28 protein-coding genes are annotated in these 24670 nt (G+C 66.6%); 19 read left to right on the top strand and 9 right to left on the bottom strand.

Translation table 11 applies throughout. The features are described 5' to 3' along the window. The first annotated feature begins 129 nt into the window (after positions 1-129). The 6 genes from EGY25_RS11995 (at position 130) to EGY25_RS11970 (ending at position 4431) form a co-directional block, all read left to right on the top strand. Positions 130-315 carry a (2Fe-2S)-binding protein gene (locus EGY25_RS11995; RefSeq protein WP_135195182.1) on the top strand — a complete coding sequence of 62 codons (186 nt, stop codon included), beginning with the start codon at positions 130-132 and terminating at the stop codon, positions 313-315. 143 nt (positions 316-458) lie between these two features. Next, positions 459-959 (top strand): bacterioferritin, encoded by a 501-nt coding sequence (bfr, locus tag EGY25_RS11990; RefSeq protein WP_135195181.1) that lies wholly within the window; start codon positions 459-461, stop codon positions 957-959. Positions 960-1028: 69 nt separating this feature from the next. Beyond that, on the top strand, positions 1029-1589 hold the full coding sequence (locus tag EGY25_RS11985) for a tryptophan-rich sensory protein (RefSeq protein ID WP_135195180.1): 561 nt from the start codon (positions 1029-1031) through the stop codon (positions 1587-1589). A gap of 115 nt (positions 1590-1704) precedes the next feature. Next, on the top strand, positions 1705-2271 hold the full coding sequence (gene efp, locus EGY25_RS11980; protein WP_135195179.1) for an elongation factor P: 567 nt from the start codon (positions 1705-1707) through the stop codon (positions 2269-2271). A gap of 103 nt (positions 2272-2374) precedes the next feature. Beyond that, positions 2375-3181: an inositol monophosphatase family protein gene (locus EGY25_RS11975; protein WP_135195178.1), complete on the top strand. Its 807-nt coding sequence runs from the start codon at positions 2375-2377 to the stop codon at positions 3179-3181. 221 nt (positions 3182-3402) lie between these two features. Further along, on the top strand, positions 3403-4431 hold the full coding sequence (locus EGY25_RS11970; RefSeq protein WP_135195177.1) for a glycerophosphodiester phosphodiesterase family protein: 1029 nt from the start codon (positions 3403-3405) through the stop codon (positions 4429-4431). Between the two features lie 219 nt (positions 4432-4650). Here the strand turns inward: EGY25_RS11970 and EGY25_RS11965 are convergent, their stop codons facing one another. Then, positions 4651-6522, bottom strand: a complete 1872-nt coding sequence (locus EGY25_RS11965) for an ABC transporter transmembrane domain-containing protein (RefSeq protein WP_135195176.1) — start codon at positions 6520-6522, stop codon at positions 4651-4653. A 134-nt stretch (positions 6523-6656) separates the two neighbouring features. Here EGY25_RS11965 and rpmE point away from each other — a divergent pair, with 134 nt between their 5' ends. Together rpmE and EGY25_RS11955 are read left to right on the top strand one after the other, a co-directional pair. Beyond that, positions 6657-6881 (top strand): 50S ribosomal protein L31, encoded by a 225-nt coding sequence (gene rpmE, locus EGY25_RS11960; RefSeq protein WP_135195175.1) that lies wholly within the window; start codon positions 6657-6659, stop codon positions 6879-6881. Positions 6882-7041: 160 nt separating this feature from the next. Continuing rightward, entirely contained in the window at positions 7042-8604 is a 1563-nt protein-coding gene (locus EGY25_RS11955; RefSeq protein ID WP_135195174.1) for a L,D-transpeptidase family protein, read from the top strand. Positions 8605-8613: 9 nt separating this feature from the next. Here the strand turns inward: EGY25_RS11955 and EGY25_RS11950 are convergent, their stop codons facing one another. Beyond that, on the bottom strand, positions 8614-9114 hold the full coding sequence (locus EGY25_RS11950; protein WP_135195634.1) for a DUF1465 family protein: 501 nt from the start codon (positions 9112-9114) through the stop codon (positions 8614-8616). Between the two features lie 109 nt (positions 9115-9223). Next, entirely contained in the window at positions 9224-9427 is a 204-nt protein-coding gene (locus EGY25_RS11945; RefSeq protein ID WP_135195173.1) for a DUF1192 domain-containing protein, read from the bottom strand. An 88-nt stretch (positions 9428-9515) separates the two neighbouring features. Here EGY25_RS11945 and EGY25_RS11940 point away from each other — a divergent pair, with 88 nt between their 5' ends. Continuing rightward, positions 9516-10487, top strand: coding sequence for an NAD(P)H-quinone oxidoreductase (locus tag EGY25_RS11940; RefSeq protein ID WP_135195172.1), 972 nt, complete (start codon positions 9516-9518; stop codon positions 10485-10487). A 3-nt stretch (positions 10488-10490) separates the two neighbouring features. Here the strand turns inward: EGY25_RS11940 and EGY25_RS11935 are convergent, their stop codons facing one another. Next, on the bottom strand, positions 10491-11120 hold the full coding sequence (locus tag EGY25_RS11935; protein WP_135195171.1) for a beta/gamma crystallin-related protein: 630 nt from the start codon (positions 11118-11120) through the stop codon (positions 10491-10493). Positions 11121-11340: 220 nt separating this feature from the next. On the opposite strand from EGY25_RS11935, the gene EGY25_RS11930 reads away from it, so the two are divergent. Further along, positions 11341-12006, top strand: a complete 666-nt coding sequence (locus tag EGY25_RS11930; RefSeq protein ID WP_135195170.1) for a DUF1013 domain-containing protein — start codon at positions 11341-11343, stop codon at positions 12004-12006. Between the two features lie 79 nt (positions 12007-12085). On the opposite strand, the gene EGY25_RS11925 is transcribed toward EGY25_RS11930, so the two are convergent. Continuing rightward, entirely contained in the window at positions 12086-12259 is a 174-nt protein-coding gene (locus tag EGY25_RS11925) for a YdcH family protein (protein ID WP_135195169.1), read from the bottom strand. Between the two features lie 116 nt (positions 12260-12375). Between EGY25_RS11925 and EGY25_RS11920 the strand changes: the two genes are divergently transcribed. The 7 genes from EGY25_RS11920 (at position 12376) to EGY25_RS11890 (ending at position 18837) form a co-directional block, all read left to right on the top strand. Beyond that, positions 12376-12975 carry a UbiX family flavin prenyltransferase gene (locus tag EGY25_RS11920; protein ID WP_135195168.1) on the top strand — a complete coding sequence of 200 codons (600 nt, stop codon included), beginning with the start codon at positions 12376-12378 and terminating at the stop codon, positions 12973-12975. Further along, a complete protein-coding gene (locus EGY25_RS11915) occupies positions 12975-13439 on the top strand; it encodes a TIGR02444 family protein (RefSeq protein WP_135195167.1) in 465 nt (154 codons plus the stop codon). The genes EGY25_RS11920 and EGY25_RS11915 overlap by 1 nt, the downstream gene beginning before the upstream one ends. Positions 13440-13475: 36 nt before the next feature. Next, positions 13476-13700 carry a YdcH family protein gene (locus tag EGY25_RS11910; protein ID WP_135195166.1) on the top strand — a complete coding sequence of 75 codons (225 nt, stop codon included), beginning with the start codon at positions 13476-13478 and terminating at the stop codon, positions 13698-13700. A 171-nt stretch (positions 13701-13871) separates the two neighbouring features. Further along, positions 13872-14513, top strand: a complete 642-nt coding sequence (locus EGY25_RS11905; RefSeq protein ID WP_135195165.1) for a M23 family metallopeptidase — start codon at positions 13872-13874, stop codon at positions 14511-14513. A gap of 60 nt (positions 14514-14573) precedes the next feature. After that, complete coding sequence (locus tag EGY25_RS11900) at positions 14574-16460, top strand: CocE/NonD family hydrolase (RefSeq protein WP_209308041.1); 1887 nt, start codon at positions 14574-14576, stop codon at positions 16458-16460. Between the two features lie 74 nt (positions 16461-16534). Next, positions 16535-17482 (top strand): ABC transporter ATP-binding protein, encoded by a 948-nt coding sequence (locus EGY25_RS11895; protein WP_135195163.1) that lies wholly within the window; start codon positions 16535-16537, stop codon positions 17480-17482. Next, positions 17479-18837 (top strand): ABC transporter permease, encoded by a 1359-nt coding sequence (locus EGY25_RS11890; protein ID WP_135195162.1) that lies wholly within the window; start codon positions 17479-17481, stop codon positions 18835-18837. The genes EGY25_RS11895 and EGY25_RS11890 overlap by 4 nt, the downstream gene beginning before the upstream one ends. Before the next feature lie 314 nt (positions 18838-19151). Here EGY25_RS11890 and rpsU read toward each other — a convergent pair whose 3' ends face one another. Continuing rightward, positions 19152-19412, bottom strand: a complete 261-nt coding sequence (rpsU, locus tag EGY25_RS11885; RefSeq protein WP_135195633.1) for a 30S ribosomal protein S21 — start codon at positions 19410-19412, stop codon at positions 19152-19154. A 187-nt stretch (positions 19413-19599) separates the two neighbouring features. Here rpsU and EGY25_RS11880 point away from each other — a divergent pair, with 187 nt between their 5' ends. Then, positions 19600-20247 (top strand): COQ9 family protein, encoded by a 648-nt coding sequence (locus tag EGY25_RS11880; RefSeq protein WP_135195161.1) that lies wholly within the window; start codon positions 19600-19602, stop codon positions 20245-20247. A gap of 189 nt (positions 20248-20436) precedes the next feature. Here EGY25_RS11880 and EGY25_RS11875 read toward each other — a convergent pair whose 3' ends face one another. Both EGY25_RS11875 and purE read right to left on the bottom strand, forming a co-directional pair. Further along, positions 20437-21519, bottom strand: a complete 1083-nt coding sequence (locus EGY25_RS11875; RefSeq protein ID WP_135195160.1) for a 5-(carboxyamino)imidazole ribonucleotide synthase — start codon at positions 21517-21519, stop codon at positions 20437-20439. Beyond that, a complete protein-coding gene (gene purE / locus EGY25_RS11870) occupies positions 21520-22011 on the bottom strand; it encodes a 5-(carboxyamino)imidazole ribonucleotide mutase (RefSeq protein ID WP_135195159.1) in 492 nt (163 codons plus the stop codon). Positions 22012-22194: 183 nt separating this feature from the next. Here purE and EGY25_RS11865 point away from each other — a divergent pair, with 183 nt between their 5' ends. Further along, positions 22195-22758 (top strand): GGDEF domain-containing protein, encoded by a 564-nt coding sequence (locus EGY25_RS11865; RefSeq protein WP_135195158.1) that lies wholly within the window; start codon positions 22195-22197, stop codon positions 22756-22758. Between the two features lie 22 nt (positions 22759-22780). Here the strand turns inward: EGY25_RS11865 and EGY25_RS11860 are convergent, their stop codons facing one another. After that, entirely contained in the window at positions 22781-24586 is a 1806-nt protein-coding gene (locus tag EGY25_RS11860) for an autotransporter domain-containing protein (RefSeq protein WP_135195157.1), read from the bottom strand. Positions 24587-24670 lie beyond the last annotated feature (84 nt).

Genomic DNA, 24670 nt, shown 5'->3' with positions numbered 1-24670 from the left:
CGCGTACTTGCCTCCCCTCGCGACGATCCGTCAACGGTCGAGCCCCCGCCAAGCTATGCGAACGACTTGCAATCGCCTTAACCCGTGCTATAGCGAACCATTCTCAGTCGATGGAACGTGTAGCGCCTCGTGTACGTCTGCAACTGTAACGGTCTTCGCCAGCGTGATGTCGCCCAGGCCATCGAGGCCGGGGCCTGCCGTCCACGCGACATCTTCGCGCGCAACCAATGCCAGGCCCAGTGCGCCAAATGCGTCTGCGAGATGCGCCAGATGATCCAGGACAGCCGCGAAGCGTTCGCACTCGCAGCCGAATAGTCTCGCCGCCTATCGCGGCCGAAAATCACTCGCACTATCAATGTAGTGATAAAAACTCGCAAATAAACAATGTGCGTTTTACTGTGGTATTGCCTCGCTCGACAGACGGCGAATGCGCCGTGGCGAGACCAAGGACCATGGCCATGAAGGGCGACCCCGCAATCCTGCGCACGCTGAACGCAGTGCTCACCAACGAATTGACGGCCGTGAACCAGTATTTCCTGCATGCGCGCATGTTCGAAAGCTGGGGTCTGTCGCACCTCGGCAACGTGATCTACGAAGAATCGATCGGCGAGATGAAGCACGCCGACATGCTGATCAAACGCATCCTCTTCCTCGACGGGCTGCCGAACCTGCAGGACCTGCACAAGCTGAAGGTCGGCGAGGATCCGATCGAATGCCTGGGCGCCGACCTGCAACTGGAACTGGACAGCCGCGCCACGACCGCCGCCGCCGTGACCCAGTGCGAGGAGACCCGCGACTACGTCAGCCGCGACCTGCTGATGAAGATCCTGGCGGATACCGAGGAGCACATCGACTTCCTGGAAAACCAGCACAAGCTGATCGAACTGATGGGCGCGCAGAACTATCTGCAGTCGGCCATGAAAGAGATCGTCACCGACAGCGCCGCGACCGGCAACTAAGCTCAGACCTCTGACGGAACTCTGGTCCGCTCCGCTCATTAGCCTCTTAGGGCCAAGCTGGAGCGGACCATGACCGATATCGACGACGCCATCGACGAAGTGCGCGACGCCGCGATGGATTTGTTGAACAGCGAAGGCCGCAGCGCGGGCCATGTGGTCGCCGGCATCGCCCTGACCGTCGGTTTCGCCCTGTTGGCGCACGGCATCGCCTCCGGAGCCATGAAGCCCCAACGCAATCTGAAACAGGTTCGCAACAAGGACCTGCCGATCACCGAAAAGCCCAAGGGCGCGTTCAGCCTGATCCTGCCCGCTGTGTTTTCGGCCACTACCCTGTCGGCCGTGCGGGTATGGAATGCGCCTTCCCGGCCTGAGCGGACGCGCGCCATGGGCCTGTGGCTGGCGGCCCAGACGGTCAACGCCGTCTGGCTCGGTCTTCGTCCGTCTTCCATGTGGCGTCAGGTGATCGCCGCCATGTCGTCCGCCGGCTTGGCTGCCGCCTTCGCGCACGAAGCCCGCAAGCTGAACGAGGGCGCCGGCAAGATGGCCTCTCCGACTGGATCAGGGGTGCGGCTCGGCAACTTCCTGCATCGCAAGGCGGACGAGGCGTCGCGAGAGCGCACCCTGCATTAGGCCGCCCTGCCCTTTGCCCGCCTTGCCCTTTGTAAGGGCTTACTCTAGGGATCGCGCCCTATTCGCCACGCCCCATCCGGGCGCGTGGGCGCAACTCCATTTCCGATGTGACCCCATGAAGATCAACGGCAACACCATCAAGCCCGGCATGGTCCTGCAGCACAATGGCGGCCTGTGGGTCGTCACCAAGGCCAGCCACGTCAAGCCCGGCAAGGGCGGCGCCTTCGCCAACGTCGAGGCCAAGAACCTCGAAACCGGCAACAAGCTGAACGAGCGCTTCCGGTCGGAAGACAAGGTCGAGCGCGTCACGCTGGAACAGAAGGACTTCTCCTACCTGTTCGACAACGGCGACAGCCTGGTCTTCATGGACGACGGCACCTATGAGCAGATCGAACTGCAAAAGGACTGGGTCGGCGAAGACCGTATCCCCTATCTGCAAGAAGGCATGAAGGTCGTCATCGAGATGCACGAAGAGCGTCCGATCGGCCTGTCGTTGCCGGATCAGGTCGTGCTGGAAGTCGCCGAGACCGAGCCGACCGTGAAGGGCCAGACCGCCTCCTCCTCCTACAAGCCCGCCATGGCGTCGAACGGCGTCCGCATCATGATCCCGCCCTATATGTCGGCGGGCGAGCGGATCATCGTCGATACCGCGACCGGCGAATACGTCCGCCGCGCGGACTGATACCGACGACCGGCCTCGTTCGGGGCCGTCCCTTTCTTGAACTTCTCCGCATCTCCGGGCCAACCAGCGCCTTTTCAGGACATGCGGACCAGGAGATCCGCCGATGGCCCTCGCTTCCGCCCTGCTCCAAGTCATGCTCGACGCGGTGCGCAAGACCGCCCGCCCCATGCTCCGCGACTTCGGCGAGGTCTCGCAGTTGCAGGTCTCGCGCAAGGGCCCCGGCGACTTCGTCACGGCCGCCGACCTGAAGGCCGAGGACACCCTCCACGAACTGCTGATGAAGGCCCGCCCCGGCTATGGCTTCCTGGGCGAGGAGCGCGGCATGATGGAGGGGACCGACAAGTCCCACACCTGGATCGTCGATCCGATCGACGGCACCACCAACTTCATGCACGCCATGCCCCACTTCGCCATCACGGTGGGCCTGGAGCGCCGCGCGCCGGACGGCTCGTCCGAGATCGTCGCCGGCGTGACCTACAACCCCGTCATGAACGAGCTGTTCTGGGCCGAAAAAGGCAAGGGGTGCTATCTGAACGATCACCGCATCCGCGTCGCCGGTCGTCGCGACCTGTCGGAGAGCCTGGTCGCCACCGGCCTGCCCTTCATCGGCAAGTCGGGCCACGCCCAGGCCATCAAGGACATCCACGCCGTGGGCCAGCGCGTCGCCGGCATGCGCCGTCTGGGCTCGGCCGCGCTGGATTTCGCCTGGGTCGCGGCCGGCCGCTATGACGCCTTCTATGAGCGCAACCTGAAGCCCTGGGACGTGGCGGCGGGCATCCTGTTCGTCACCGAAGCCGGCGGCAAGGTGACGACCATCGAGAACGACGGCGATCCCAAGACGGGCGTGTCCATCCTGGCGAGCAACAGCGAACTGCATCCGCAGCTGCGCAAGGTTCTGCAGGCGTCCTGAAGCCGCATAGCCGCCTCTCCCTCCCCGACCGGGGAGGGGCGTCGCGAAGCGACGGGGTGGGGGCAGCAAGGCCAGGGCGCACGGACTGAGGCGATCAGGTCTGTGGGACGTCGCCCGGCCCGGCCCACCCGGCTCCGCTACGCTTCGCCCCCCTCCCCCGCAGGGGGAGGGAGAAACGCCGTCGTCATTCGCTTGTCGTCGCCCTGCCCTATCCAGGGGGCATGATCCGCGCCATCGTCACCGCCGTCGCCCTCCTTGTCGGAACGCCCGCCTTGGCCCAGCCCCTGATCATCGCCCACCGCGGCGCGTCCGGCGAACGGCCGGAGCACACGCGCGCGGCCTATGAGCTGGCGGTCGAACAGGGCGCGGACGTGATCGAGCCTGATCTGGTGCTGACCAGGGACGGCGTCTTCGTGGATCGGCACGAGAACGAGATCGGCGGCACGACCGACGTCGGCGACCGGCCCGAGTTCGCAGACCGCAAGACGACCAAGACCATCGACGGCGTCCCGACCACCGGCTGGTTCACCGAGGACTTCACCTTGGCCGAACTGAAGACGCTGCGGGCCAAGGAGCGGTTGCCGGCGTTTCGACCGGGCAGCGCCGCCTATGACGGGCGAGAGCCGATCCTGACCTTCGACGACGTGGTCGCCATCGCCCGCGCGGCTTCAACCCGCACGGGACGGACCATCGCCGTGGCGCCGGAGCTGAAGCACCCGACCTATTTCGCCGGGATCGACCTGCCGATGGAGGACGCCTTCGTCGCCGAGCTGGAACGGCTGGGCCTGACGGGCGCGGACGCTCCGATCATCATCCAGTGTTTCGAGGTCGGGCCGCTGGAGCGGCTGGCGGCGAGGATCGACGCCCCTCTGGCCCAGTTGGTCGCCGGCGCGGGTGGACCGGCGGACCGACCGGACATGACCTATGCCCAGATGATCACGCCCGAAGGCTTGCAGGCCATGGCCGCTTATGCCGCATGGGTCGCGCCGGAGATGACTTTGGTCCTGCCACGGGACGCCGAGGGCCGCACGACCGCGCCTAGCGCCTTGGTCAGCGACGCCCATGCCGCGGGGCTGAAGGTCGTGATCTGGACCCTGCGAGCCGAGAACGCGTTTTTGCCGGCCGAGCGGCGGCGGGGCGAAGGCGTCGCGGAACATGGCGACATGGCAGGCTATGCCGCCGCCTTCGCCGAAGCGGGGGTGGACGCGATCTTCAGCGACTTCCCGGCGCTGGCACGAGAAAGTCCTTAGCTGATTGTTTTTGTTGATCTTTTAAACACTCATACGGCTTTGGAAAGCAAAGTTAGACTGCAAGAAAAAACAGTCCAACTCTTTCAACCGGCTGATTTTATTCACTTCCTTCTGTACCCTGGAGTCCAATGGATTTGGGTCAGAAGTCGCCTGTTCGGTCATCCCAAAGCGGATCGCAGCGGGGAGCCGCTTTGCGATTCCGCCTAGAACGATCAGGTTTTAGGTTCCCCGAAACTGCAGTTCCGCCAGCCGGGCATAGAGGCCGCCCTTGGCCACCAGTTGGTCGTGCGTCCCCTCCTCCACCACGCGGCCGTCGTCCATGACGACGATGCGGTCGGCGCGAAGGACGGTGGCCAGGCGGTGGGCGATGACGATGGTGGTGCGCTCTTCCATGGCCTGGTCGAGGGCGACCTGGACCAGGCGCTCGCTTTCGGCGTCCAGGGCGCTGGTGGCCTCATCCAGCAGCAGGATGGGGGCGTCGCGGACCAGGGCGCGGGCGATGGCCAGGCGTTGGCGCTGACCGCCGGACAGGCTCTTGCCGCGTTCGCCCAGGGGGGTGTCGAAGCCTTCAGGCAGGGCGTCGATGAAGCCCAGGGCCTGGGCCTTGTCGGCGACGGCGCGCGCCTCTTCCAGGGTGGCGGTGTGACGACCAAAACGGATGTTCTCCAGGGCCGAACCCGAGAACAGCGGCGTTTCCTGCGACACCCAGGCGAAACGCTCGCGCACATCGACGGGATCGGCCTGACGCACATCGACGCCGTCGACCGACACCATGCCGGTTTGCGGATCATAGAAGCGCAGCAGCAGACGGAAGACGGTGGACTTGCCCGCGCCCGACGGGCCGACCAGGGCCACGGTCTCGCCCGGCCGCACGGTCAGGCTGAAGCCCTTCAGGGCCGGTAGATCCGGTCGGCCGGGATAGGAGAAACCGACGGCGGACATCGACACCTCGCCGCGCGACGGCGACGGCAGGGCCGTGGCATGGGCGGGCGGTGCGATGTCGGGCACGGCTCGCATCAGCTCCTCGATCCGCTCCATGGCGCCGGCGGCCTTCTGCACGTCGCCCCAGCTTTCGCCCAAGGCGCCCACGGCCCCCGCCGCAAAGACCGACAGCAGCACGAATTGAAGCAGGGCGCCGGGCGACATGACGCCGGCGACCACGTCCTGGGCGCCCAGCCACAGCACCAGGGTGACGCCGCCGAACATGACGACGATGATCAGGGCGGTCATCCAGGCGCGCGCCCTCATCCGGGTGAGCGAAGCGGAGAAGGCGTCCTCGACCGCCGCGCCGAAGCGGGCGATGGCGCTCTTTTCACGCCCGAAGGCCTGAACCGTCTCGATGGCGTCCACGCTCTCGCCGGCGAAGCCGACGGCGTTGGCGAACCGATCCTGGGACGTGACGGTCAGCTTCCTGACCTTGCGACCGAAGATGAAGATCGGTCCCAAGAGGAAGGGCACGATCAGCAGGACGAAGCCGGTCAGCTTGGGACTGACGAAGAACAGCAAGGCCACGCCGCCGATCAAGGTCAGGAAGTTGCGCAGCGCATAGGAAATGGACGTCGTCATCAACGTCTCGACCAGGGCGATGTCCGTGGTCAGGCGCGACAGCACCTCGCCCGTGCGCATATGGGCGTAGAATGAGGGATCCAACGTCAGGATGCGGCCGAACAGGCCCTTGCGCACATCGGCGATCACACGCTCGCCCGTACGAGTGACGAAATAGTAGCGGGCGGCCGTCGCCAGACCCAGGAACAGGGCGTTGGCGCCCAGCAGCAGGAACCAGATGTTCAGATTGGCGCCGCCGGCCTCGAACCCATGGTCGATGGCCCCGCGGGCCAGGGCCGTCAGACCCAGGGAGGCGGCGGTGGACAGCAACAGCCAGAAGACCGCCATCAGGGCATGGCCCTTGTGCCGCATCGCAAAGGGAATCAACCGCGCCAGCGGGCGGATGTCGCGGCGCTTGGCGCGCTTGGCGCCCGCCTCGGACATCTGATCGGCCAGCAGGGCCCCGGCGCTGGGCCGGCCCTCCATCGAGGCCACGCCTGAAGCGCGGTTTGCGGAAGGGGCGGCGGCGTTGGATTGGTCGGTCATTGCGCCCGCCTCTTGCCCCGGAACGCCCCCCGGTGTAAACGCCGCCCCTCATTCCCGCCGGATTTCTGGCGGGTTTCTCATTTCACGCGCACAGACGGTCGGCATCGTCATCGCGCAGAGACCGGACGACGACCATGAAAGCGGATACGCACCCCGACTATCACTTCATCACCGTGGTGATGACCGATGGCACTTCCTACCAGACCCGTTCGACCTACGGTAAGGAAGGCGACACGCTGAACCTGGACATCGATCCGTCGACCCACCCGGCCTGGACCGGCGGAAACGCCCACCTGCTGGATCGTGGCGGCCGCGTCTCGCGCTTCAACAACAAGTTCGCCGGCTTCATCAAGAAGTAAGCGCGTCTTGGCTGCGACATGTCGCAGCAAACAGCCTAACAAGGGCGTCGGTCGCAAGGCCGGCGCTTTTTGTTTGGCCGGAACACCGATAATGTGGCGGCGTTCGGGTACCAGGGGCGTTGGCCACGCTGGCCGAAGCATTCGAAGAAGCGGACTGGATATGAATAGACGGCAACTGGGTCTGGGCGTCGCGACGGCGGCCATGGCCCTCGGCTCCACGGCGCGCGCGCAGCAGGTCTTCGTGCAGCGTGGCCCGGAGGCGACCGCCTTCTACAACAGCTTCAACGACCAGATTTCGCGCCTGCCCGCCACCCAGCAGGCGGACGTGCGCGCCTTTTATGAGCTGAACGGCTGGCGGCCGGTCTGGAACGCAGATCGGATGCGCGCCCTGAACGCCGCCGCCGCCCGCGCCGACCGCCACGGCTTGTCGGCTGCGGACTATTTCGACTTCGTGGGACTGGCGGCCGATCCGGCCAGCGCCGACCTGCGCACCACCACGGCCGCCCTCGCCTATGCGCGCGTCCTGGCCGAGGGCAAGGTGCGGCCCGAGACGGTCGAAGACCTGTGGGAGATGCAGAAGAACCGCGTCGACCTGCCGCGCGGCCTCAGCGACGCCCTTAGCCGCAATGTGCTGGCCAACTGGTACGACGGCCTTGCGCCCACCGACATCGGCTATCAGAACCTGTCGGCCGGCTATGTGCGCTATCGCCGTCTGGCGGCGCAGGGCGGCTGGCCCGCCTTCGCGCCGGGCGCCACGATTGAACCTGGAAATAGCGATCGCCGCATCCCCGTCCTGATCGACCGGCTGACGGCCGAGGGCGACCTGTCGGCCGCCGATGGCGCGCGGCTGAAGGCGCAGGGCCTGACCTACAACGCCGAATTGCAGCGGGCGGTGCAGGGCTTCCAGAACCGGCACGGCCTGGGCGCCGACGGCCGCATCGGCACGGGCACCCAGCGCTCGCTGGGCGCGTCGGCCGAGGACCGCGCTCGCCAGATCGCCCTAAACCTGGAACGCCGCCGCTGGCTGAAGCGCGATGTCGCGCCCGAGCGGATCGAGGTCAACACCGCCGCCGCCATCATGGTCTACTGGAAGGACGGCAAGCCCGTTCACTCCAACCGCGTCGTGGTCGGCTCGGCCGAGAACCAGACGCCCAGCCTGGAGAAGCCCTTCGCCTCGGTCGTCGCCAATCCGCCCTGGTATGTGCCGGCCGGCATCGCGCGGCGCGAGATCCTGCCCAAGGGGCCGGGATATCTGGCCGCCAACGACATGTATGTGAAGGACGGCACGGTCATCCAGCGCGCCGGGCCGCGTTCGGCTCTGGGCTATGTGAAGTTCGAACTGCGCGACAGCTACGCCATCTTCCTGCACGACACGCCGTCGAAGGCCGCCTTCAACCTGTCCACGCGCCAGCGCAGCCACGGCTGTGTGCGGGTGCAGAATGCGGTGGAGTTCGCGCGCCTGCTGCTGGCGCCCGACCCGACCAAGCTGGCCCAGTTCGACACGGCCCAGGACACGCGTGAGACGACGCGCGTCACCACCGGACGCGAGATCTCGGTGCGGCTGCTGTACTGGACTGCCTTCGTGGACGGTCAGGGTCGTGTGGCGTTCCGCGAGGACGTCTATGGCCGCGACGACAAGCTGGCTGAGGCGCTGGGCATCGGCGTCAACCTGCCCAAGCCGGTCGATGACGGCCGTACCGACGCCAACGACGTCGGGCCGTAACAGGGGCGGTCAGCCTCTGAAGGCGGCTTCCAGCAGACCCATCTGGCTCAGGACCGGGTTCTCGGGGGCCTGGTCCTGATCGTCCATATACATGCGGCGATCCAGATACAGGGTGCGGTCGAACAGCTTTTCCGACCGCACCAGATATTCGATCAGGGCGATGGGCAGTTCGGCGTGGCTGGGCTCGCTCTCGATGCGGCGTTCGTTGAGGCGATAGCGCGGCTCGCAGGCCGTTTCCGGCGTCATGTCGTCCTCGCGAACGGCCCGTTGGACCAGCAGCCACGAGGCGATCTGCATAAGGCGCGTCGTCAGCTTCATGCTCTCGGCCGCATAGGCCAAGGCGGCGGCGCGCGACAGCATCTTGGAATCGCGACGCCCCTCGCCGTCCAGATAGGCGGCGGTCTCCTCGACCAATTCCATGCCTTCGCGGAAGGTGCGGTCGAACAGTTCCGAACGGGCGAAATCGCGCACGGTGCGGGTGCGGTCAGCGAAGGACGGAGCGGAGGTCATTTGAGCTTTGATCATGAGGAAAATTCGGGTCCGTCCTGCAATCGGCGCCTGACGGAACCGTTTGCACGAAAGATGCAACGCTCATGCCATGCAGACGTGCCATCCGCGATCAGGAACCGAAGTTGAAAAGGGCGTCGGCGGCGTTTTTCTTGGAGCGTTTGGCCTCGATGGCGTTGCCCGACCTTTTGATCTCGTCCTCCAGGGCGGCGATCCGCTCCTGCAAATCCTCGATGGAATAGACATCCAGGTCTTCGCGCGACAGGGCGCGAAGGGGTTCGCCGCGTTGCGGGCGGGGTTCAATATCTTCGAACATCGTCGTCGCCTTTCCGCGCTGTCATGGCCAAGGCGGCCCAGGACCCTTATCTGAACGCCCGGATATGGACGAATGCAAGGGAAGTGCGATGCGCGTGATCGAGATCGAAGGCGGTTCAGGCCCGGCCGAGGCGCTGAAGATCGCCGAACGCCCCGATCCCGTTGCGGGCCCAGGACAGGTGCTGATCCGGGTGCGAGCGGCGGGCGTCAACCGACCGGACTTGTTGCAACGGAAAGGCGGATATCCCCCTCCCCCTGGCGCATCCGACATCTTGGGCCTTGAGATCGCAGGCGAGGTCGCAGGCGTCGGCGAAGGCGTGACGCGCTGGCAAGTCGGCGACCGGGTCTGCGCCCTGCTGGGCGGCGGAGGCTATGCCGAACAGGCGGTGGTGGATGCGCGGCATGTCTTGCCGACCCCCGAGGGTCTCGATTTCGTCCAGGCGGCCGTGCTGCCCGAGACCGTCTTCACCGTCTTTGCCAATGTGTTCGAGGGCGGCGGGCTGAAGGCCGGCGAGACCTTGCTGATTCACGGCGCGACCAGCGGCATCGGCGTGACGGCGATTCAGATGGCCAAGGCGGCGGGCGCAAAGGTGATCGCTACGTCGCGTGGGGCGGACAAGGCCAAGGCGGCGAAAGCGTTGGGCGCCGATATCAGCCTGGACGCCTCGGCCGACGATCTGGAAGCGCAGATCAAGGCGGCGGGCGGGGCCGATGTGGTTCTGGACATGGTGGGGCGCGACTACGCCGCCCTGAACCTGAACAGCCTGAACGCCGGAGGACGGTGGGTCGTCATCGCGTCCCTGACCGGCGCCAAGGTCGAGATGGACCTACAGCGGATCATGCTGAAGCGATTGACGCTGACGGGATCGACGCTGCGCAGCCGTCCCGCGGACGAAAAGGCCCGACTAACCGCTGCTATCGAGACGACGGTCTGGCCTTGGGTGGCGTCCGGCGCGGTCAGACCGCCGGTTCAGGCGGTCTTTCCAATCGAAAAGGCTGCCGATGCGCACGCCGAACTGGAGGCGGGCGGGCACATCGGCAAGATCGTCTTGACCGTCTGAGGCCTAGTAGCGCCCGCCGCCGCGCACGGGGCGCATGGACGAGATGCTGTCGTTGAAGCCGCCGCTCAGATTGCGGACGTCGCCTTCGACGACGCGGCAACGGCCCCGGAACTCGGCGTCGGTGCAGACTTCCCAACGACCCTGGACGCGGACCGAGCTGATCCGGTCGTTGAAGGGCGTGCGACCGAGATTGCGATCCTCGCTGGTGAACTCGCGCGAGGCGCCGCGGAAGTTGGAGTTTTCATAGACGGTGATGGACGAACGGCCCCAGCCGCCGCCGTTTCCGCCGCCCCAACCCGGACCACCGTTGCCGGGGCCGCCGTTGCCCGGCCCCCAACCGCCGCCGTTACCGGGACGACCGGGCTGGGCGCCCTCGTAATCGCCACGGAAGCGACCGCAGACCAGCAGGCCGTTGTCGTTGTTGATCTCTTCGTTGCCGCAGCGCGCCAGCTCGATCGACGTGCCGCGCATCTGGCCGCGCGTATCGCGGCAGTCGGCGTAGAGCCGGCCCTGGTTCACATAGGCTTCGGTACAACTTTGAGCGTAGCCGCCTCGCGGTGCGACGCGTTGCTGTTGCGGTTCGACCGGGGACGACATGGCGGCCGCAAGGGCCGCAGCGAATAGCAGTGACATGATGGTTCTCCTCTCCCAAGGCTGTAAGTCTTCACTACCGCGAAGGTTGCGTCAGGACGGATGAACCGTTGCTGTATAGGATTGTCGGTCGGCGTTTTCTTTTCGGGCGAATAGGCCTATATCGAAACTCTACGCGCCCGGTCGAAAGGCCGGGCGCCGTCGTATCCAACGCCAGCCGAAGCCTCATTCGGCGGCTTAACAACACCGGGACGAACGCCCCATGAGCGACATTCTGATGCCGAAGGCCACTGCGGTCTGGCTGGTCGACAACACCTCCCTCAGCTTCGAGCAGATCGCCGACTTCTGCGGCCTGCACCCGCTGGAAGTCCGCGGCATCGCCGACGGCGACGTGGCGCGCGACATCCGCGGCGTCGATCCCGTCACCGGAGGCCAGCTGACGCGCGAAGAGCTGGACAAGGCCCAGGGCGACGAGAACTACCGGATGAAGGCCATCGTCAGCCGTCACGCCGAACTGATGAAGTCGGCCAAACCGGCCCCGAAATATACGCCGGTCTCGCGTCGCCAAGACCGCCCGGACGCCATCGCCTGGTTCGTGCGCAATCACCCGGAAGTGACCGACGCCCAGATCGCCAAGATGCTGGGCACGACCAAGTCCACCATCGAAAGCGTGCGCAACCGCACCCACTGGAACAGCGCCAACATCAAGCCGGTCGATCCCGTGACCCTGGGCCTGGTCGGCCAGCTGGCCTTGGACGAAATCGTCAAGAAGGCCGCCGACAAGAAGACCAAGGACGACCTCAAGAAGGGCGGCGGCACCATCCAGCCCGTCGAACAGGTCGAGGCCGAGCCGGAATTCGTGCCGGAAGCCCGCCAGCGTCCGACGGCAGAGCCGACCGCAGCCTCGGTGTTCGGCACCAAGGACTGATCTTCGCTTCACGAACGAAAACGGCCTCGGAGAGCAATCTCCGGGGCCGTCGTCGTTTTCAGGGGGATGGCGGACGCCGTTAGTTGGCGCGCGCCTCCAGACTGGTGATTTCTTCCTTCAGCCGAAGCTTCTTCTGCTTCAGCGCCCTGACCTGCAACGGATCCGTGGACGGACGGGTAAGTTCCTTCTGGATGGTCTCATCCAGACTACGATGACGATTACCCAGTTCGCGAATACGAGCCTCGATGGTCATGGCTTGCGCCTCCTCAGGTTAGGGACCAGTAGAGTGAGCGCCCGGTTTGGCGAGCTGTGTAATCACTTTCCAGTGACAGCCCGTCTCGCCGGACCCCACGGAGGCTGACCCCCAAAATGGTCGATGATGTGAACGGAGCCATACGGAACCCGCCCGCCCGAATGGTGGTCGGAATTTCAGGGGCGTCCGGAGCGATCTACGGCGCGCGCCTGCTGGACGCGCTGAACGACCTGGGGGTCGAGAGCCATCTGGTGGTGACCAAGGCCGCCCTGCTCACATTGTCGCAGGAGACGGATCTGTCGCCCGACGAGCTGACATCCAAGGCGTCCGTCGTTCACAAGCTGGCCGATGTAGGCGCGACCATCGCCTCCGGCTCCTTCCGCACACTGGGCATGATCGTGGCGCCGTGCTCGGTCAAGACGATGAGCGAGATCGCCACCGGCGTGACCTCGACCCTGCTGACGCGCGCGGCGGACGTGACGCTGAAGGAGCGGCGACCGCTGGTGCTGATGGTGCGCGAGACGCCGTTCCACCTGGGCCACCTGCGCACCATGACGGCCCTGACGGAGATGGGCGCGATCATCGCCCCGCCCCTGCCCGCCTTTTACGCCAAGCCCGCCTCGATCCTGGAGATGGTGGACCAGTCGGTCGGACGGACGCTGGATCTGTTCGGCCTGGACTGGAGCGCCGTGCGGCGCTGGGAAGGCTTGAAATAATGCGGTTGTGGGACTGGGCGGTCGCCGCCTATGCCGCGCCGGGGGTCGGCGAGGCGTGCCTGGCGTTGCAGGATAGCCATGAGCAGAACGTGCCTGTGCTGCTCTGGTCTGGCTGGGTCGCGGCGACCGGCCGCAAGCCGGATGCGGAGACTATCGAGGCCGCCTGCGACACAGCCCGCGCCTGGGATAGCGTCGTCGTCGCGCCTCTGCGCTCGATCCGCCGCACCTTAAAGGCTCCCGTTCCAGACATCGACAACGGCCCGCGCGAGGCGGTGCGCAACCGCATCAAGGCGCTGGAACTTGAGGCGGAAAGACATTTGCTGGAGGCGTTGGAGGCCTTGGCGCCCGCGCCAGCCGGCCCGCCGCGTCCTGCCATCGACGCTCTCGTCGCGACGGCGCGTGTGTGGGCCAACGTCACACCACGACCGGCGCTGATCCGGCTCGCAGACGCCCTTCCGACCTGAGGCCGGCGTGGCTATAAGCGGCTTGGGGACGACACGATGAACGACGACACGCCTGAAATCACCGCAGACATGGCCGAGCTTCAGGCGCGGGTGAAGCTGCTGCGTCAGGAACACTCCGATCTGGCCGCCTCCATCGACGCGTTAAGCCTGGCCGTCACTCCCGACCAACTGATGCTGGCCCGGCTGAAGCGCAAGAAGCTGGCGCTGAAGGACGAGATCGTGAAGATCGAAGACGAGATCCTGCCCGACATCATCGCCTGATCGGACGACGGCGAGCGGCCGGTTCCCCCGTGCGACCATCCGCCGCCCCGCCTCAGCCCCAAAGTCGCCCCAGCCCGAGGGCATAAGCCGGCGCTTCCACGGAACGCCGTGCGCCGTCGTGCGCCGCGAGCCTTCATTCCAGAGCGTAACGAACGCTGGAGACGCCGCCGAATGCGACGCCTGCTTACCAACGCGCCATTGGCGCGGTGCAAGACCCTCTTGATCCACTCTGGTCAGACGGCCGCCTTCGCCGTCGTGGCCGTCTTCGCCGCCGCCGCCGCGCCCAACGCGGCACGTGAAGCCGCGACGCCGCCGCCCGCCCAGATCGCCATCCCCGTCGCCCCGCCGGTCAAGGCCGAGGTCGAGAAAGCCGGTCCGATCACACGCCAGATCGCCTTCACCGCCCCCGTGCGCGGCTATGCGATCAACTCCGCATTTGGACTGCGCAAACTGGCCATCGAGGCCAAGGCCCGCGCCCACAAGGGCATCGACATCGCTGCCCCGAAAGGCACGACCGTCTTCACCGCCGCCGAGGGCGAGGTGGTCCGCACCGGATACGACCCCAAGGGCTACGGCAACTTCATCGAGGTGCGCCACCCCAACGGCATGAGCACCCTGTACGGCCACCTCAGCCGCATCGACGTGGCGAACGGCGACGCCGTGACGATGGGCCAGCGCATCGGCTTGGTCGGCTCCACCGGCTATTCCACCGGGCCGCACCTGCATTTCGAAGTCCGCCGCAACGGCGCACAGGTCAATCCTACCAAGGTCGTCGATCGCCATTTCGAGGTGACAGTGAAGCCCAAGGCCTGACGATGTTGCGGGGATCGTCCCAACCGTCCTAGTCTCCCCCACGTTCTGGGAGGGATGGAAATGCACAAGATCGTCGCCGCTGTCGTTGCCGGTGTGCTGGCCGCCACGCCTGTCGCCGTATCAGCCCAGGATTACGGCCGCTACAGCGACGCCGCCGCGCAAACCGAGCTGTCGCGCATCGCCGATGTGCAGATGGCGGTCATGGCGCCCATGCGGGACGGCGTGGGTCTGGCGACCAATGTCTATCGACCCAAGAACGTCTCGGGGCCACTTCCAACGGTCTTTGTCAGAACGCCCTACAACGAGTTGGCCTATAACGCCCGCACGACGCGATCCGCCCTAAGCTGGGTCAGCAAGGGCTACGCCTTCGTCGTCCAGAACGAGCGGGGGCGGTATTTCTCGGGCGGCGATTATCAGATCCTCGGCTATCCCCAGACTGACGGCTATGACGCCCTGACCTGGATCGCGGCTCAGCCCTGGTCGAACGGCAAGGTCGGCACGTTGGGATGCTCCTCCTCAGCGGAATGGCAACTGGCGCTGGCGGCGCAGAACCACCCCGCCCACGCCGCCATGGTCCCGCAAGCATCCGGCGCTGGAATCGGCAAGGTCGGCCGGTTCCAGGAACAAGGCAATTGGTACACTGGCGGCGTTCCCCGCAACCTGTTCTTCGTCTGGCTGTACGGCGTCGACAATCCGCAGCGCGCGCAAATCCCCGGCGACATGGACCAGGAAACGCGCGCCAGGCTCGTGCGCTACAACGACCTGGACGCCAAGAAGCCGGACGTGAACTGGCCCAGCCAGATCCGCCACCTGCCCGTCAATGAAATATTGAAAGACCTCGGAGAGCCGGCCGGCACGTTCGAGGAACTGATCGCCCGCACACCGGCCGACCCAGCCTGGCGTCAAGGCGGCCTCTATCATGACGACATGGGCTGGGGCGTGCCGTCGCTGTGGTTCAACAGCTGGTACGACGTGTCGATCGGCCCGAACATGGAGCTGTTCAACCACGCCCGTTCGACGACGCAGGATCGCGAGGCGGCCGAGAACCAGTATGTGGTGGTGGGGCCGAACAACCACTGCGCCTTCGGTGGCCTGGGCCCGAACTACAAGTCGGGCGAGCGGCCATTGGGCGACGCCAGCTTCGACAGCGACGCCCTGGTCCACGCCTGGTTCGACCGCTGGCTGAAGGGCGAACGTCGCGCCTTCCCTGAAAGCACGCCGCACGTCCAGTATTTCAACATGGGCGAAAACGAATGGCGCACCGCCGCCCAGTGGCCACCCGCCGGGGTCAAGACCGTGCGGATGTATCTGCGCTCTGGCGGGGCGGCCAACAGCCTAAACGGTGACGGCATGCTCAGCCTGGAAGCGCCGCCGGCAGGCGAACAGGCCGACCGCTATCGCTATGATCCGATGAACCCGGTCCAGACCATCGGCGGCGGCGACTGCTGCAACGGCGGCCTGGTCACCGCCGGAGCGTTCGACCAACGTCAGATCGAGGCGCGAAACGACGTGCTGGTCTATACGTCCGAACCGCTGACTGAACCGATGCAGGTCACGGGCTTCATCGACACGGTGCTGAAAGTCTCGTCCTCGGCGGCCGATACCGATTTCGCGGTCAAGCTGGTGGACGTGGCGCCGGACGGCACGGCCTACATCCTCGGCGACACCATCATGCGCGCCCGGTACCGGGATGGATACGACCGCCCCATGCCGCTGACGCCCGGCCAGGTGGCGACGGTCCAGCCCACGCCTATGACGATCAGCAACACCTTCCAGCCGGGGCACCGCATCCGGGTCGAGGTCACCAGTTCGAACTTCCCCAAATTCGTCCGCAACCTGAACACGGGCGGGCCGAATGAGACGGAAAGCCAGGGCGTGATCGCCGACAACGCCATCCACCATGCTGGAGAAAACGCATCCTATATCGAGCTGCCCGTACTGGATTGACGGCCGCGACGCCAAATCCACTGGCGTCGCACAACCTGCGCTTCTAGGCTGACCGTCACAGGACGGGGGGCGATATGGCGGCATTGACGCTGGATGGGGTGAACAAGAGTTACGGCGATTTCGACGCCGTGCGCGATCTGAGTTTTCAGGTCGAGAAGGGGTCGATCTGCGGCTTTCTGGGGCCGAACGGGGCGGGTAAGACCTCGACCCTGCGGATGATCCTGGGCCTGCAGCCGGCGACGGCAGGGCGGATCGAGATCCTGGGCGCCGACGACGGGCGCAAGGTGCGCGATCGGATCGGTTTCCTTCCCGAGGAGCGCGGCCTCTACAAGAAGATGACCCCCGTCGAGGCCATCAGCTTCTTCGGCGCCCTGAAGGGCCTGCCGGTCGCCGAAGGCAAGAAGCGCGCGAAGGCCATGCTGGAGCAGCAGGGTCTGGGCGCAGCGCAGAAAAAGAAGATGAAGGAGCTGTCCAAGGGGATGGCGCAGAAGGTGCAGTTGATCGCCTCGGTCGTGCATCAACCCGAGTTCGTGATCCTGGACGAGCCCTTCTCGGGTCTGGACCCGATGAACCAGCAGGGTCTGGAGGCCATGATCCGCGATCTGGCGGCCAACGGCGCCACGGTCCTGTTCTCGACCCATGTGATGCAGCACGCCGAACGGCTGTGCGACAAGGTCGTGCTGCTGGCGCGCGGTCGCAAGGCGTTCGAGGGCACGGTGGATCAGGCCAGGGCCACCTCGCCCCGCTTCCTCGATCTGGAAGGCGCGATCACCGCGCAGGCCGCCGCCGCCCTGCCCGGCGTGGCCGGCGTCGAGACCCTGTCGGATGTGGACGGCGTGCGGCGGTTGAAGATCGCCCTGTCGCCGGGCGCGGGCGGTCAGGAGACGTTGAAGACGGCCTTTCTGAACGGTCTGGACGTGCGCGGCTTTGCGCTGAAAGAAACGACGCTGCACGACGCCTTCATCGGCCTGACCGGCGACCATCCCGATCAACTCGCCGTCCCTGCGGAGACCGCCCGATGAACCGCACCCTGCTGATCGCGCGACGCGAATATGTCGCCTACGCCAAGACCGTCGGCTTCTGGCTGTCGCTGCTGGCGTTTCCGCTGTTCGCCGTGCTGGGCGGCGGCATTCCCCTGCTGATCCGCTCGGCCGAGCCGATCAAGGCGGTGGCGGTGATCGAGGAAGGGCCGGCCACGACGGGCCTGGCCGCCGCCGTCCGCGCCTCGTTGCAATCCGATCTGGACCGCCAGAACGAACGCCTGCGCGAGGCCGCCGAAAAGGGTCAGGCCGGCGCCGGTCGCGCCGTGGCCTCCATCAGCGGGCCCAAGATTCGCCTGGTCGCCGCTCCACCCGCCATCGCCGATGCGACCGGCCCGGCGCGCGACGCCGCCATAAAGGCGGCGTTGGACAAGGCGGCGCCCAAGGACCGCCGCCTGGACGCCGTGGTCTTCCTGAACCGCGTGGACGGCAAGCCCGCCGCACAGGTCTGGACCGCCCGCGCCACCGACAACGACGTGTCCAGCTTTGTTCGCACAGCCCTGCGCGACGCCCGACGCACCGAGCTGCTGACCGCCGCGGGCGTCGCCCCGGCCGTGGCCCAGGAGGTCCAGACCTTCCGCCCCGAGGTGAAGGCCTTTTCGCCCAACGCCGCCAGCGGGGGCGAGGTGTCGATGCGCGACCGAATCCCGTCGTTCATCGGCCTGGGTGTGGGCTTCCTGCTGTGGTCTCTGGTCATCACCGGCGCCTCGATCCTGCTGAACAGCGTGATGGAGGAGAAGTCGAACAAGATCCTGGAGGTGCTGCTGTCCTCGGCCTCGGCGACCGAGATCCTGACGGGCAAGGTGTTGGGCGTGGCGCTGCTGACCCTGACGGTCATGGGCGTTTGGGGCGGAATCGGGACGTTCAGCCTGCTGTCGGCCTCGCCCGAGACGGCGGCGGCGATCGGCCAGGTGCTGCTGCACGACGGCCTGATCTTCTATTTCATCGCCTATATGGTCGGCGGATACCTGATGTATGCGGTGCTGTTCGCGGCCATCGGCGCCTTCTGCGAGACGCCGCGCGACGCCCAGACGCTGATGGGACCGATCATGATGATCCTGGTCGTGCCGATCCTGGTCATGCAGATGGCCCTGACCAGCCCGGACGCGCCGGTGGTGAAGGTGCTGTCGTGGATCCCCTTCTTCACCCCCTTCCTGATGAGCGCTCGCGCGCCCAGCGATCCGCCGCTGGTGGAGGTGATTCTGACGCTTGTAGGGATGTTCGCCACCGCCGCCCTGATGGTCTGGATCGCGGGACGAGCCTTCCGCGCAGGGGCGCTGTCGGACGTGAAGTTGAGCTGGAAGACGTTCGGCCGGGCGATCACCGGACGGACGTAGGAATCTCTTCCCTTTCGTCATTCTCCGGCAAGCTGCGTCTTCGCGGCGCAGACCGGGGAACCCAGCGGCGCCGAAGGCGATGCGTCCACCGCAGGGTGCGGGAAGATCGCATCCGCAACAGGTTCGCGCTCCCGCGCGCCGCTGGGTTCCGGGTCTTCGCTATGCTTCGCCCGGAATGACGAAACGAGCGTGTGAGCACCAGCCCCTCCACCACGCGACGCGCGGTCCACCTCCCCGCTTCGCAGGGAGGAGACAAAGAAAAAGGCCGCTTCCCGAAGGAGGCGGCCTCAAATCTTTTGGCTTACGCCAGGATATTACCGGCTGCCGCCACCGGCGCCAGCGCCGGGAACGCGCGGCTTCGGCGCGGGCAGCAGGCCCTCGCGCTGCATGCGCTTGCGGGCCAGCTTGCGAGCGCGACGGATCGCCTCGGCCTTTTGACGGGCGCGCTTTTCCGACGGCTTTTCGTAATGCACGTGGCGCTTCATTTCACGGAAGCTGCCTTCGCGTTGCATCTTCTTCTTTAGGGCTTTGAGCGCTTGATCGACGTTATTATCGCGAACGAAAATCTGTACCAGGTTGAACTCTCCTTTGGCCGCCCGCCGCGTCCTGTAAGGGAGACGGGCGAACAAAATAAAATCGTCTTCCGAAAGTCGGGCCCTCGGATGAAGGCGCGCTGATACACCAGCCGCCCGCACCTGTCCAGATCGTCGCGACCATTCTTCAAGGCTCGAAACCCCGGCGCGACAGGCGTATGATCGGGCCATGATCGACACGACAGACTGGGCCGACCGGACCGAACAGACCGTGCTGGACGCCGCCATCGCGCGCGCGCCGGCGCTGGGCTGGAACGCGCGTCTGGTGCGGGAAGCGTGCGAGGCGTGCGGCCTGTCGCGCGGCGACGAGGAACTGCTGCTGCCCAACGGCGCGCGCGATCTCGCCGCCCTGCTGTCGCGCCGCCACGACGCGCGAGCTCTGGCGGCCCTGGGCCAGATCGACGCCAAGTCGCTGAAGATTCGCGAGCGAATCGCCCGCGCCGTGTCCGAACGGATGGAGGCCGGCGCCGCCGACCTGGAGGCCACGCGCCGCTGCGCCGCCTTCCTGTCTTTGCCGACCAACGCCGACCTGGGGCTGAAACTGGCCTGGGAGAGCGCGGACCACCTTTGGCGGTGGGCCGGGGACGAGGCGACGGACTGGAACCACTATTCGAAGCGCACCATCCTGTCGGGCATCCTGATCCCCGCCCTGACCATGCGATGGTTCGATGGCCACGAGGCGGCGGAAGCCTTCGTCGCCCGGCGGATCGAAAACGTCATGGCGTTCGAGAAGTGGAAGGCCGGCAAGGACTTCGACGCGCCGTTCCGCAAAGTGAGCGATGCGTTGAGTCGGATGCGGTATGGGGCGCGGACTTAGTTCTCTCTTCTTTCGTCATCCTCCGACGAGCGTAGCGAGATCGGGGGACCCAGCGGCGCGCGTGAGCGCGAACCTGTCGCGGACAGGGTGGTCAAACAGGAAGCGGCGGACGCATCGCCTTCGGCGCCGCTGGGTCCCCCGGTCTGCGCCGCGAAGACGCGGCTTGCCGGAGGATGACGAAAGAAGAAGTTAGACCGCGCCCGACACCCGGTTCACGTGCGCCATCTTGCGGCCCGGCCGTGCTTCGGCCTTGCCGTAGAGGTGCAGGCGTTCGTCGGACTTGGCCGACAACTTGCGCCAGTCCTCGACCTCGTCGCCCAGCAGGTTGGTCATTTCGATGCGGGCGTGGGCGGTCGTCGGGCCCAGCGGCCAGCCCGTCACGGCGCGGATGTGCTGTTCGAACTGGTCGCAGACGCAGCCGTCCTGGGTCCAGTGGCCGGTGTTATGGACGCGCGGAGCGATCTCGTTGACCAGCAGGACGTCGTCTCCCAGGTCGAACAGTTCGACGCCCACCACGCCGACATAGTCCAGCCCGTCCAGAATCGCCTCGGCGATGGCGCGAGCGCGGACTTGGGTCTTTTCGTCCACGGCGGCGGGGGCCAGGGTGGTGCGCAACACGCCGCCCTCGTGCCGGTTCTCGCCCAGCGGATAGACCGCCATATGGCCGTCCCAGTCGCGGGCGGCGATGACCGACAGTTCGCGCACGAAGGTCGCCTTGGCCTCCAGAATGGCCGGACGGCCGCCCAGGCTTTCCAGGGCGGCGGGCGCATCCTCGATGGCGTGGATCCAGACCTGGCCCTTGCCGTCATAGCCTTCGCGGCGGGTCTTCAGCAGGGCGGGCAGGCCCAGTTCCGTCAGGCCGACGACCAGATCGTCCAGCGTATCGACGACGGCGAAGGCGACCGTCGGGGCGCCGACGGCGTTGAGAAAGGTCTTCTCGTCCACCCGGTCCTGCGACACACGCAGCGCGGTCGGCCCCGGCGCAACCAGGGCGCCGGCCTCGGCCAGGCGTTCGATGGAATCGGCGGGGACGTTCTCGAATTCGAAAGTGACCACGTCGGCAGCGCGACCCAGGGCGGTCAGTGCGTCGGGATCGTCATAGGCGGCGACGATCTGGTGCGCCGAGACGCGGCCCGCCGGGCTGTCGGCCTCGGGGTCCAGGATGACGACGTCGAAGCCCAGGCGCGACGCGGCCTGGCTCAGCATCCGGCCCAGTTGGCCTCCGCCGATGATTCCGAGGGTCGAACCGGGGGAAAGCGGCAGATCTGGCACTCAGTCCTCGACGGTTTCGGCGATGGAATCGGTCTGGGCGGCGCGGAAGGCGGCCAGGCGTTGCGCCAGCCCTTCGTCCGACAAGGCCAGGATCTGGGCGGCCAGAATGCCGGCGTTGGCGGCGCCCGCCTCGCCGATGGCCAGGGTGGCTACGGGCACGCCGGCCGGCATCTGGACGATGGATAACAGGCTATCCATCCCCTTCAGGGCCTTGGACTGAACCGGCACACCCAGCACCGGCAGCTCGGTCATGGAGGCGGCCATGCCCGGCAGGTGGGCGGCGCCGCCTGCTCCCGCGATGATGATCTTGTATCCTGCGGCCTTGGCGCCCGTGGCGAACTCGACCAGGCGCTGGGGCGTGCGGTGCGCGCTGACGACCTTGGCCTGCCAGGCGACGCCCAGCTGGTCCAGGCGGTCGGCGGCCAGCTTCATGGTCGGCCAGTCGGACCGGCTGCCCATGATGATCGCCACCGGCGGTGCGGAAGTCGCCATGTCTGTAAGGCCCCTCGCGGAAAGGCGCCCGTTACAGCACGCGGGTGACGCCCGCAACCGCACGCGGACTGTTTCAAGCCTCTAGGCCCTTATTGTCGGCCTTCAATGTCGACGGATCACGCTCTACCATCGTTCCACCGCGCGACGCAGACTGAGTCGCGCCTTCGGAGCCATCCCTGCGCCGTGACCGACGTGGCCGAACACGACCTGACCGCCGAGATCGAGCGCCTGCGCGTCGAGCTGGAAGCGTGGAAGACACGCGCCGCCGCCGCCGAGGCCGCCGCCGACCACGATGTCCTGACGCCCGCCTTGAACCGGCGCGGTTTCATCACGGCGCTTCAGCGGACCATGGCCTATTGCCAGCGACACGGGGTGCCGGCGGTGTTGCTGTATCTGGATATGGACGGGTTCAAGAGCGTCAACGACCGGCTGGGCCATGCCGCCGGCGATGCGGCCCTGGTGGCGGTGGCGGAGCTGTTCCTGGCCAATCTGCGCGAGTCGGACGCCGTGGGCCGGCTGGGTGGCGACGAGTTCGCGCTGCTGATGCTGCACGCGGGCTACGAAGAGGGCCGGGCCAAGGCGCGCCAACTGTCCGAGGCCTTGAAGACCGAAGGCTTCGTCTGGGACGGGCAAAAGACCGAACTGGGCGGTTCGTTCGGCGTGCGCGCCTGGGACGGCCATACCGACGCCGAGGCCTGGCTGACCGAGGCCGACGCCGCCATGTGGGTACGCAAGAAGGGGCGCTGAGGCCCCTTCCCGCACCTTCGGCCTACAGAGGCAAGGTCAGCTGAATGCCGCCCAGGTGGCTGTCGGCGTGGTCGCCGAAGCGGCCGCGATAGGCCACCGTCACCTTGACCGGCCCGACCGAACCCTCGACGCCCGCAGACGCCAGGAACTGACCGCCGAACGGATCGTCGATCTCGCGCGACAGCACCTGGGCCGGGTTGTTGTAGATACCCACGCGGACGGGGTCGGAACTGTCGTCCAGGGCGTCACGATAGCCGCCCTCGGCGAACACGCCGAACCGGCCCATTTCGGCCTCGGCGCGCAGGGCGACCTCGCCGGTAAGAGCCTTCACCGTGCGGTCGCCATACTGATACTGGGCGCCGACGCCCTGTTCATAATAGCCGTCCACGTCGCTGGAGACATAGGCCAGGGCCGCGCGGGGCGACAGGGCGACGCCGCCCATGTCGAACCACATGCCGCCCTGCAGCCGCGCGCCGGTGCTGAACGCCCGCGTCTCGGCCGTGTGGACGATGGGCGCGAGGCTGGTCAGGCGTTCGATGTCGTCGATATTGTCGCGCGCCACGCCGACGGCGGCGTTGACGAAGACATCGCCCGAGCGCCACCCGCCATAGACGTCCAGCCCGAAGCTCTCGACGTTGAAGTTCAGCGCCTGGCTCTCGACGTCCGTGGTACGAGCCGTTCCCGCCAGGCCGAAGCGCCAGTTGGCCGAAGGTCCGGCCTCCAGCGCGATCCGCCCGCCCCAGCCATCGCTGGACGATTCGGTGGCCGAGCCGCGTGCATCCGTATCGACGCTGTCGATCAGCGCCGCCGTGGTGATCGACACTCCGGCTTCCCAGGCTTCGCGGCCCGACAGGGCCTCGCCGGCGGCGTCCAGCGCATCCTCGCGGTGACGATACGTCGTCTCGCCCTGCAGCGTCGATTGGGCGCCGATGGCGCCATAGTAGAGGTAGTCGGTCGCCAGTTGGGCGATAATCCTATGCCCCGCCGCGGTCGGATGGACGCCGTCGAAGTAGAAATAGCTGTCGGGGTTCGAGCACACCGTCACCCCGTTGAAGCAGGGCTGGGTGATGTTGGTGATGCCGAACTGGCCCGGATTGGCGGCCAGGGTGTCACTGACCTTGAACAGGTCCATCAGGATGATGTTGCTGCCCGGTCGTGCGCCCGCAGTGGTGAAGAGGCCTGTCTGCAAGGCCGTGTTGAAGGTCGTGACGGCATAGTCGGCCAGAGGCGCGGCCGGCGTACTGCGGAACTGCGGCGTCAGGCTGAGCTTGGGCAGGTTGGTGACCAGAATGGTCCCCGCCCCGGCGCCGGCGACGCTGTTGACCAGGCTGTTGACGTTGGCGGCGGCCGTGGTCGCGACCGGCGTGATGGCAGCGACCGGGCTGGCCGAGGCGCCAGCGGCGGGCAGGCCCTGGAAGATGTCGTTGGCGCCGCCTAGCACGCTGACCAGATCGGTCGAGCTGAACGTGCCGCCAGAGGCGGTGTAGCGCGCCAGCTGGTTCAGCATGCCGAACGGCACGCCGGCCGTGGCGTCGGTGCGAGACCCGCCGAAGGCGTAGTTGATGCTGCCCGTCACCGAGCCATTGAAGTTGGCGGCGTTGAAGCCGAGCAATTCGGTGAACACCGGCCCGCTGGAGAACCGGCCCTGGAAATAAGGCGGCGAAGGCGGCTGGGTCCCGCCAGAGATCAGGAACAGGTTGCCGTTGTCGCTGAGGCTGTCGCCGAAGACGACGAGGCGGTTGTAGGTCTGGGCCGAGGCCGAGCCTGCAAAGGCGCAGGCGGCGAGCGCCAGAACGGCGACGGCGCCGCCGGTGAGATAGCGTGACATATGAATCCTCCCGCAGCCGTCATGGTTCGCGGCCGTTGGACGAGAGGATGCGCCAGTTGGCGCAGAGCGCAAGATGCCGCAACG

The sequence above is a fragment of the Brevundimonas intermedia genome (assembly GCF_004614235.1).
Lineage (GTDB): Bacteria > Pseudomonadota > Alphaproteobacteria > Caulobacterales > Caulobacteraceae > Brevundimonas > Brevundimonas intermedia_A.
This window is presented reverse-complemented; position numbering and strand designations above follow the sequence as displayed.